Origin of the sequence: Rhodovulum visakhapatnamense (assembly GCF_004365965.1) — a bacterium.
GTDB lineage: Bacteria > Pseudomonadota > Alphaproteobacteria > Rhodobacterales > Rhodobacteraceae > Rhodovulum > Rhodovulum visakhapatnamense.
This window is the reverse complement of sequence record NZ_SOEB01000030.1, coordinates 20,838-29,574: the sequence shown is the minus strand read 5'-3', so window position 1 is coordinate 29,574 and position 8,737 is coordinate 20,838. Positions and strand designations below refer to the sequence as shown.

At 66.0% G+C, this 8,737-nt stretch carries 8 protein-coding genes, 1 tRNA gene and 1 pseudogene; 5 read left to right on the top strand and 5 right to left on the bottom strand.

Features of this window, described 5'->3' with window-relative positions; all coding sequences use genetic code 11:
* The first annotated feature begins 772 nt into the window (after window positions 1-772).
* Window positions 773-1,279 (top strand): ClbS/DfsB family four-helix bundle protein, encoded by a 507-nt coding sequence (locus tag EV657_RS19110; protein WP_075786173.1) that lies wholly within the window; start codon window positions 773-775, stop codon window positions 1,277-1,279.
* 1 nt (window position 1,280) lies between these two features.
* Here the strand turns inward: EV657_RS19110 and EV657_RS19105 are convergent.
* Window positions 1,281-1,385: pseudogene (locus EV657_RS19105) on the bottom strand (IS5/IS1182 family transposase); the annotation flags it as partial.
* Between the two features lie 87 nt (window positions 1,386-1,472).
* On the opposite strand from EV657_RS19105, the gene EV657_RS19100 reads away from it, so the two are divergent.
* Window positions 1,473-1,715 (top strand): DUF3445 domain-containing protein, encoded by a 243-nt coding sequence (locus tag EV657_RS19100; protein ID WP_166673738.1) that lies wholly within the window; start codon window positions 1,473-1,475, stop codon window positions 1,713-1,715.
* A gap of 138 nt (window positions 1,716-1,853) precedes the next feature.
* Here the strand turns inward: EV657_RS19100 and glnA are convergent, their stop codons facing one another.
* Together glnA and EV657_RS19090 are read right to left on the bottom strand one after the other, a co-directional pair.
* The gene (gene glnA / locus EV657_RS19095; protein WP_075785019.1) at window positions 1,854-3,260 is read right to left on the bottom strand and encodes a type I glutamate--ammonia ligase; all 1,407 of its coding nucleotides are present in this window, start codon (window positions 3,258-3,260) and stop codon (window positions 1,854-1,856) included.
* Between the two features lie 76 nt (window positions 3,261-3,336).
* Window positions 3,337-3,675, bottom strand: coding sequence for a P-II family nitrogen regulator (locus EV657_RS19090; protein ID WP_075785018.1), 339 nt, complete (start codon window positions 3,673-3,675; stop codon window positions 3,337-3,339).
* Between the two features lie 176 nt (window positions 3,676-3,851).
* Between EV657_RS19090 and EV657_RS19085 the strand changes: the two genes are divergently transcribed.
* Together EV657_RS19085 and EV657_RS19080 are read left to right on the top strand one after the other, a co-directional pair.
* Entirely contained in the window at window positions 3,852-5,396 is a 1,545-nt protein-coding gene (locus tag EV657_RS19085) for an NAD(P)H-hydrate dehydratase (RefSeq protein WP_134079374.1), read from the top strand.
* A gap of 274 nt (window positions 5,397-5,670) precedes the next feature.
* Window positions 5,671-5,755: transfer RNA gene (locus EV657_RS19080), tRNA-Leu, on the top strand.
* A 425-nt stretch (window positions 5,756-6,180) separates the two neighbouring features.
* Here EV657_RS19080 and EV657_RS19070 read toward each other — a convergent pair.
* Window positions 6,181-6,732, bottom strand: a complete 552-nt coding sequence (locus EV657_RS19070) for a biotin transporter BioY (RefSeq protein ID WP_237399888.1) — start codon at window positions 6,730-6,732, stop codon at window positions 6,181-6,183.
* Between the two features lie 133 nt (window positions 6,733-6,865).
* Window positions 6,866-7,279: a DUF6314 family protein gene (locus tag EV657_RS19065; protein WP_134079372.1), complete on the bottom strand. Its 414-nt coding sequence runs from the start codon at window positions 7,277-7,279 to the stop codon at window positions 6,866-6,868.
* Window positions 7,280-7,356: 77 nt separating this feature from the next.
* On the opposite strand from EV657_RS19065, the gene purB reads away from it, so the two are divergent.
* Window positions 7,357-8,664, top strand: coding sequence for an adenylosuccinate lyase (gene purB, locus EV657_RS19060; RefSeq protein WP_134079370.1), 1,308 nt, complete (start codon window positions 7,357-7,359; stop codon window positions 8,662-8,664).
* The last annotated feature ends 73 nt before the right edge of the window (window positions 8,665-8,737 follow it).

Genomic DNA, 8,737 nt, shown 5'->3' with positions numbered 1-8,737 from the left:
GCCATGCATTATCCCGATGGCGTCACCGGCCCGTCATCGTGAGGCAGCCGGAAAAATCCAACTTCCCGCGGTCCAAGGTTGGGGAGCAGGGCACACAACCCCAAGGACTCTCGTTATGAACGAGGGACGACCGGGGGGCAGGTCACCTGGAGGCGGGCAGGCGCGCCTGATGAGGCATTGCAACCTTATGGCTTCATCGTCCGGCGTGGCGATCAGGTGATCCGGATCGATAGCAGTTCTGTGCAGCCAGCCTCTCGTCCTGCTTTCGGCCAAACATCGTCGGTAGAGACTTGGTTCGGCGCCGGAGCCGCAGACTTCCGTGTTGCAAGCCTCCATCCGTTTAGGGTTTCAGGATGGGAATGGGGTCACGATGATGGCGGTTACGCCCGCTTCCCGCTTCACTGAGCCTAAAATCATGAGTAACGAGCGGTGCATGTGGACAAATCTCAGGCGTTTCTGTAACGGGTGATAACGACCGTCTCTGTCCCTAGAACGGAAGCCGAAATTCGAGGGATGGCAGTTTCGTCCCGTTTCCGGACCTCGGCAGCTTCGGGGCGCGCCGCAGCCATGATGAACGGCCGCTTTCGCGATTCCGCGGGGCAGCAGGGAGCGGGGCCTCAACGGCCGCAATCGGCAGCGAGCGCCCGAGTGGGCGGCCCGATGCGCTCCGGCGCCATGCTGCACCGCCGCAGGTCCGCTCCGAGCCCGTATCTATCATTGGCGATGATGCGCGTCGGGCCTAACTTCGAATCAAAATGCGTAAGAGAACAGTATGGGCGTGCCGGTATCGAAAGCCGAACTTCTGGATGCGATTTCAACGACATTCGGCAACCTGATATACGACCTAGAGCGCGTGCCACCGGAGCTTGCACGCACGGCCTCCATGGAGGGCCATGCCGCTGGAACGATGATGAGCCCCGCCGATCTGGTGGCCTATCTGCTTGGCTGGAATGAACTCGTTTTGAAATGGTTGGATCGGGATGATCGTGGCGAGGCCCTGGAGCTTCCCGAAACCGGTTTCAAGTGGAATCAACTCGGCTCACTGGCCCAGAAATTCTATGCGGATTACCGGCATCTCGACTGGCATGAGCTCCTGGCCGGCCTTGCGGCAACCAATCTCAGGCTGGTCGAAACGATTTCATCCCGGACGAACGACGAGCTTTATGGCCACCCTTGGTATGGCAAGTGGACGAAGGGGCGGATGGTCCAGTTCAATACCTCGTCGCCCTACGCGAATGCGCGCGTGCGCATCAGGAAATGGTTGAAGGTTGTAAGCTAGGTCATGTTGACAAATGGCGGACCCAGAGACGGATCGACGTGATGTCAATGAAGCCGAGGAAGCTCTCAGTGGTCTTGTCGTAGCGGGGCGCGACACGCCTGGCGCTACACCCCCTGGGCCGGGCCCGCGATGCGGCGCCTGCCGGGCATCCAGCCGCTCGACCCGCAGCGCTGGCTGATCCTCGACGAGGCCTATGGCGCCCAGATGGCCGAGCGCCGCGACCCATCGCGATGCGGTGCATGCGATGCGCCCCGAGGCCGGGGACGCGGCCTGGGAGCTTTACGATCTGGTGCTGGCCGATCTGGCCCGGCGTCCCGGGACCGTCATCGGCGCCACGGAGGTGCTGCGGCCCGACGGGGTGCGGGCGCCGCTCGAGGGGCCGCCGCTTGTCCGACTTGGGCGGCTTCTCGATCCACACCTATGTCGTGGCGATTGAGAGCCTGAACCCTGCCCAACGCGCGGCGCTTGAGGCGCATCCGATCGGCCATGACCCGGCGCGCCCGGCCTGACCCTTGAGTGGACGCAAAAAGGGCGCCCGAAGGCGCCCTTTCCGAATTCGGTCCGAAGGACCCGATCAGCAGCTGTAGTACAGCTTGTATTCCATCGGGTGGGGCGTGTGTTCGAAGGCGTAGACCTCTTCCCACTTGAGCTCCATGTAGCCTTCGATCTGGCTCTTGGTGAAGACGTCGCCCGCGAGCAGGAAGTCGTGGTCCTTGGCAAGGCTCTCCAGCGCTTCACGCAGCGAGGCGCAAACGGTGGGAATGCCTTCCAGCTCTTCGGGGGGCAGGTCGTAGAGGTTCTTGTCCATCGCCTCGCCCGGATCGATCTTGTTCTTGATCCCGTCGAGACCGGCCATCAGCAGCGCCGAGAAGCACAGATAGGGGTTTGCCGACGGATCGGGGAAGCGGGCTTCGACGCGCTTGGCCTTCGGGCTCTCGGTCCACGGGATACGGATGCAGCCCGAGCGGTTGCGGGCCGAATAGGCGCGCAGCACCGGGGCTTCGAAGCCCGGGATCAGCCGCTTGTAGGAGTTGGTCGAGGGGTTGGTGAAGGCGTTCAGCGTCTTGGCGTGCTTCAGCAGGCCGCCGATGTACCAAAGCGCTTCCTGGCTCAGATCGGCATATTTGTCGCCCGCAAAGAGCGGCTTGCCGTCTTTCCAGATCGACATGTTGCAGTGCATGCCAGACCCGTTGTCGCCCGCCATCGGCTTCGGCATGAAGGTCGCCGTCTTGCCGTAGGCCAGCGCCACGTTGTGGATGACATACTTGTATTTCTGCAGGTTGTCGGCCTGTTTCTTCAGGCTGTCGAAGATCATGCCCAGCTCGTGCTGGCAGGTCGCCACCTCGTGGTGGTGCTTGTCGACCTTCATGCCGATCCGCTTCATCGTGGACAGCATTTCCGACCGGATGTCCTGGCCTTCGTCCGACGGGTTCACCGGGAAGTAGCCGCCCTTGTAGGTCGGACGGTGGCCGAGGTTGCCCGACTCGTATTCGGTGTCGGTGTTCCAGGCGGCATGCTCGACGTCGATGGCATAGGCGACCTTGTTCGGGGTCACGGCATAGCGCACGTCGTCGAAGATGAAGAATTCGGCCTCGGGGCCGAAATAGGCCACATCGCCGATGCCCGAGGATTTCAGATAGGCTTCGGCCTTCTCGGCGGTGCCGCGCGGATCGCGGTCATAGGCTTCGCCGGTATCGGGCTCGACCACCGAGCAGTGCACGCAAAGCGTCTTCTCGGCGTAGAACGGGTCGATATAGGCGCTGTCCGGGTCGGGCATCAGCTTCATGTCGGAGGCTTCGATCGACTTCCAGCCGGCGATCGACGAGCCGTCGAACATGAAGCCTTCGTCCAGGAAATCCTCGTCCACCAGGTCGGCCATCACCGTCACGTGCTGCAGCTTGCCGCGCGGATCGGTAAAGCGGATGTCGACGTATTCGACGTCCTCGTCCTTGATGGTCTTGAGAACCTTGTCTTTGCTCATGTGACCTTCTTCCCCTCTGTACTTAGGTTTGGTCGCGTCCTGGCCGGGCGGACCCGGCGCATGCGTTACGGGTGTCTTAAAGGGCGTCCTCGCCGGTCTCGCCGGTGCGGATGCGGATCGCCTGCTCGACAGGCGAGACGAAGATCTTGCCGTCGCCGATCTTCTCGGTCTTGGCGGCGTTGACGATGGCCTCGATGGCGGCCTCGACCTGATCGTCGGGAAGGACGATCTCGATCTTCACCTTGGGCAGGAAATCGACGACATATTCGGCGCCGCGGTACAGCTCGGTATGGCCCTTCTGGCGGCCGAACCCCTTCACCTCGATCACCGAAAGACCCTGAACGCCGGCTTCCTGCAGCGCCTCTTTGACCTCGTCGAGCTTGAAGGGTTTGATGATCGCCTCGATCTTCTTCACGGCGCGCGACTCCCTCTTGGTATGGTTCGACGCCCGACAGACCACTTTCCCCCGAGGCGCACAATTGGCTAGGCTGACGCGCAAGTTGGGCGTTCATGGAATCTTGGGGTGCCGCCCGGTAAGTGGGCAACATGCCTTCGGAATGGGCGTTATGGAAACGGATTTTGGGGGTTCCGATGGCCGAGCTTCTGACCTCTGCCCAAATGCGCGCCATCGAGGCCGACGCGATGGCGCGTGGCGATGCAGATGGCGCGACGCTGATGGAGCGCGCGGGCGAGGGCGTGGTCGCGGCGGCCCTGGCCGAATGGCCCGATCTCGAGGCCGGGCCCAAGGCCGCGCTGGTGCTGTGCGGACCCGGCAACAACGGCGGCGACGGCTTCGTGGTGGCCCGGCTGCTGGCCGAGCGTGGCTGGCGGGTGGATCTCTTTCTTTTCGGAACGTCCGACCGGCTGCCGCCCGATGCGCGCCGCAACCATGACAGCTGGGCCGCGATGGGCCGGGTGCGGCCCTGGGACGATGCGGCGGTGGCCGCGCATCTGGCGGGCGGCGAGGCCGATCTGGCGGTCGATGCGCTTTTTGGCAGCGGATGCACCCGCGGCATCGGGGCCATCGCGGCGCGGACGGCGGCCGCGCTGGAGGTCTTCCGCGCGGCGGGTGGCCGGGCGCTGGCGGTCGACATGCCAAGCGGACTGTGCACCGACAGCGGGCGCGATCTCGGAGGCGTGCTGCCTGCCACGCTGACCGTCACCTTCCACCGCGCCCGGATCGGCCAGTTCACCGCCGAAGCGAGCGCCTTCTGCGGACGGGTCGTCATCGCCGATATCGGGCTCGATCCGGCCGGTCGCTGTCCGGGGGCGGTCGCGCTGGTGCAGGCGCCGGGGCCCCGGATCGGCAAGGCGGGCGCCGTCGGCGGACACAAGTACAGTCATGGCCACGCGCTGGTGCTGGCGGGCGGGCCGGGACGGACCGGGGCCGCGCGGCTTGCTGCGCGCGGGGCGCTGCGGGTGGGGGCGGGGCTCGTGACGCTGGCCGCGCCCGGCTCGGCGCAGCTCGAATGCGCCTGTCATCTGACCGCGACGATGCTGCGCCGGGTCGATAGCGCGGAGGACCTGACCGCCCTGCTCGACGATCCGCGGTTCTCGGCGCTCTGCATCGGGCCGGGGATGGGGGCCGGACCGCGCGAGGCGGCGCTGCTTGCGGCGTCCCTTGCCAGCGGCCGTGCCGCCGTGCTTGACGCCGATGCGCTGAGCCTGCTGGCAGCGGCGGCCGATCCTTTCGCGGGTCTTCGGGCAGATTGCGTCCTGACGCCCCATGGCGGCGAGTTCGCCCGGCTTTTCCCCGATCTCGCCGAGCGGCTTGCGTCCCGCGCCGCGCGCGGCCCTGCCTTTTCGCGGGTCGAGGCGGTCCGGGCCGCGGCCGCTCGGTCGGGCGCGGTGGTGCTGCTGAAGGGCGCCGACACCGCGATTGCGGCTCCCGATGGCCGGGCCGCGATCCATGCGGCGCTTTACGAGCGTGCCGCCCCCTGGCTCGCGACGGCGGGATCGGGCGATGTGCTGGCCGGGCTCGTGACCGGCCTGCTGGCCCGGGGGCGGCCTGCCTTCGAGGCCGCCGCCGAGGCCGCCTGGCTGCACGCCGAAGCCGCGCGCCGGTTCGGTCCGGGGCTGATCGCCGAGGATCTGCCCGAGGCCCTGCCCGCGGTATTCCGCGCTCTCGATCTTTAGGCCGATCCGGCAGAGCGCCTGCGGCGCGCTCTTTCTTTCGGACGCCCGCCCTTCGGGCGGCCGAGATGGGGTATTTTTGCCAAGAAGAAAGAGGGGCGCCCGCGTGTATCCGGTGCCGGTCGGGCTATCCCTTGGAGAGGCGGTGCGGTCGGGTCAGAGTGCGGGAGCGGCCGGCGACGGCGGTTTTTCGGCTCGCCAGCTTCCGGGGGCTTTGCTAGAAGGGCGCGGATCGATACGCGGCGGTTTGCTTGGGCGCGCGTTCAGGTCCTGGCGTGCGGGTGTGGCGGAACTGGTAGACGCACCAGATTTAGGTTCTGGCGCCGCAAGGCGTGGGGGTTCGAGTCCCTTCACCCGCACCATTATGAAATATAAAAATAATTCGCCTTGTCGGGGGAGGCTTCGGTACCCCCTGCGGCGGCGGTTTTCCGCATAGTTTTCCAGTTTCCCGTTCTGTTCATGTTCTGTCCCTGCGATCCTGGGCTTGCCTGGACAGGCGCCTTTGGTTCGCTCCGGCGCGGTACTTCTGGACCATCTGCAACGTGCGGTGCCCCGTCACGGCAGCAATCTCGCTGTCGCTGCACCCGGCTTCCGCAAGCTGCATCGCAGCGGTGTAGGGCAGCGTTGTCTGGAGGATCGGCGCGGCTTGGGTCATGGGCCGATCAGAGCCCGCGGCGGGTGCCTCGGCAAGTCCCGTCAAGGGACCGTGGCTCAGGCCCGGGGGCGAAAACGAAAAAGGCGCGCCCCGCAGGCCGCGCCCTTTCCGAAATGCCGTATCTTGGGGCGATCAGTCGCGGCCGATCAGCCGCCAGACCGCCGGAACCGCCAGCGCGGCCAGCGCCAGTTTCAGCGCATCGCCCAGCAGGAAGGGCGTCAGGCCCCAGGCCAGGATCGGCTGGTCCCAGCCATAAAGCTGGCCGAGCCAGATCAGGCCCGGAACATAGAGCACCACGTTGCCGACGAGCATCGCCACGGCCATCCGGCCCATCGAGCGATCCCAGCCGGCGCGGGCGAAGGTGCCAAGCGCAAGGGTGGCCAGCACGTAACCGACGAGATAGCCGCCGGTCGAGCCCATCATGTAGGTCAGCCCCGACAGCTCGGCCGAAGAGCCGGCGAAGACGTCGAAGCCCAGCGCGCCGACACCCATGTAGCCGAGGATGGTGATCAGACCCAGCCGCGGCCCGTAGGCGGCGCCCAGCGTCAGCACCGCGAAGGTGGTCATGGTCATCGGCACCGGGATCATCGGCACCTTGATATGGGCCGCCAGCGCCAGGATCGCGATCCCGGCCACGACCAGAGCCGCGTCCCGCGCCACGCGAAGCGCGCCGTTCCGGGGCATGATGTTGTCGACAAGGACCTTTTCGGTCAGGGCATACGCCATTACGGTCACTCCCGTTGCATCCGTTGCGCCCCGTATTGCCCGAGCGTCGCTTCCGGCGCAAGACCCGGCGGGACGCGACGACGGCCCTCGGCTAAGATTCGGGCCGGTATTCGCTCTCCATCGCATAATTCTTGCGCGGGCCATGCACCTCCCAGCGGCTCGACCAGCAGGGCCAGGCGGCGAAATCGTAGCGGACGCGGTAAAGATCGGGCGCGCAGTCGTGCCGCGCCTCGGGACGGTCGCCCGGACCCAGCGCATGAAAGAAGCGGCCATCCTCAAAGAAGACCTCGATCCCCGCGGCGCCCGCGCGCCAGAGATAGCGCCTTGTCGCGACCGCCGCGGCCTGACCGGGAAGTTCGAGCCGCCCGGTTTCGTCGTAGACAAGCCCCGCGTCATCGGGCGCGAAGACCGCCCGGCCCGTCAGCCGCAGCACCTGCCCGGTCAGCCGGTCGTCGATCCGGCGCGTCAGCAGCCAAGCTCCCTCGAAATCCTCAAGTTCCGGCACCCTGCCCCCGCTTCTTGCCGCGCCTGACCGCAGGCGGTATCAGACCGCGAACCCACGTCCAAGCGAAGGCTGCGCCCATGATCCCCCGCTATGCCCGCCCCGAGATGACCGCCATCTGGGACCCCGCCACCAAGTTCCGCATCTGGTACGAGATCGAGGCCCATGCCTGCGACGCCCAGGCCGCGCTGGGGGTGATCCCGAAGGAGAATGCCGAAGCCGTCTGGAAGGCCAAGGACGTGGTCTTCGATGTCGACCGGATCGACGAGATCGAGGCCGTCACCAAGCATGACGTCATCGCCTTCCTGACCCATCTGGCCGAACATGTGGGCTCGGACCAGGCGCGTTTCGTCCATCAGGGCATGACCTCGTCGGATGTGCTCGACACCTGCCTGAACGTCCAGCTGATGCGCGCGGCCGACCTGCTGATCGCGGACATGGACAAGCTGCTGGCCGCGCTCAAGCGCCGCGCCTTCGAGCACAAGGATACGGTGCGGATCGGGCGGTCGCACGGCATCCATGCCGAGCCCACCACCATGGGCCTGACCTTCGCCCGCTTCTATGCCGAGATGGAGCGCGGCAGGCGCCGCCTGCTGGCCGCCCGTGAGGAAATCGCGACCGGCGCCATTTCGGGTGCGGTCGGCACCTTCGCCAATATCGACCCCTCGGTCGAAGAGCATGTCTGCAAGCAGATGGGCCTTGTCCCCGAGACGATTTCCACCCAGGTCATTCCGCGCGACCGCCACGCCATGTTCTTCGCGACACTGGGCGTGATCGCCTCGTCGATCGAGAATGTCGCCATCGAGATCCGCCACATGCAGCGCACCGAGGTGCTGGAGGCCGAAGAGTTCTTCTCGAAGGGCCAGAAGGGCAGCTCGGCGATGCCGCACAAACGCAACCCGGTCCTGACCGAGAACCTGACGGGGCTCGCGCGGCTCGTGCGCATGACCGTGGTCCCCGCGATGGAGAACGTGGCGCTCTGGCACGAACGCGACATCTCGCACAGCTCGGTCGAGCGCGGCATCGCGCCCGATGCGACCGTGGCGCTCGATTTCGCGCTGAACCGGCTTGCGGGCGTGATCGACAAGCTGGTGATCTACCCCGAGAACATGCTGGCGAACATGAACAAGTTCAAAGGGCTGGTGATGTCTCAGCGGGTGCTGCTGGCGCTGACCCAGGCCGGTGTCAGCCGCGAGGATGCCTATCGTCTGGTGCAGCGCAACGCCATGAAGGTCTGGGAAGCGGGCAAGGACTTCAAGGAAGAGCTGCTGGCCGATGCCGAAGTCACCGCGGCGCTGAGCCCGGCCGAGATCGAGGAGAAATTCGACCTCGGCTATCACACCAAGCATGTCGACACCCTGTTCAAGCGAGTCTTCGGCGAAAGCTGAGCCCGGTTCGGCGGCGCGGTTCCGGGCGGGAACGCGCCTGCTGATATTTCCGTGAACGCGGAGCCAAGCGATT

Coding starts and splice junctions, on each gene's coding strand:
- EV657_RS19110 (WP_075786173.1), top strand. CDS start 773: ATGGGCGTGCCGGTATCGAAAGCCGAACTTCTGGATGCGATTTCAACG.
- EV657_RS19100 (WP_166673738.1), top strand. CDS start 1,473: ATGGCGCCCAGATGGCCGAGCGCCGCGACCCATCGCGATGCGGTGCAT.
- glnA (WP_075785019.1), bottom strand. CDS start 3,260: ATGAGCAAAGACAAGGTTCTCAAGACCATCAAGGACGAGGACGTCGAA.
- EV657_RS19085 (WP_134079374.1), top strand. CDS start 3,852: ATGGCCGAGCTTCTGACCTCTGCCCAAATGCGCGCCATCGAGGCCGAC.
- EV657_RS19070 (WP_237399888.1), bottom strand. CDS start 6,732: ATGCCCCGGAACGGCGCGCTTCGCGTGGCGCGGGACGCGGCTCTGGTC.
- purB (WP_134079370.1), top strand. CDS start 7,357: ATGATCCCCCGCTATGCCCGCCCCGAGATGACCGCCATCTGGGACCCC.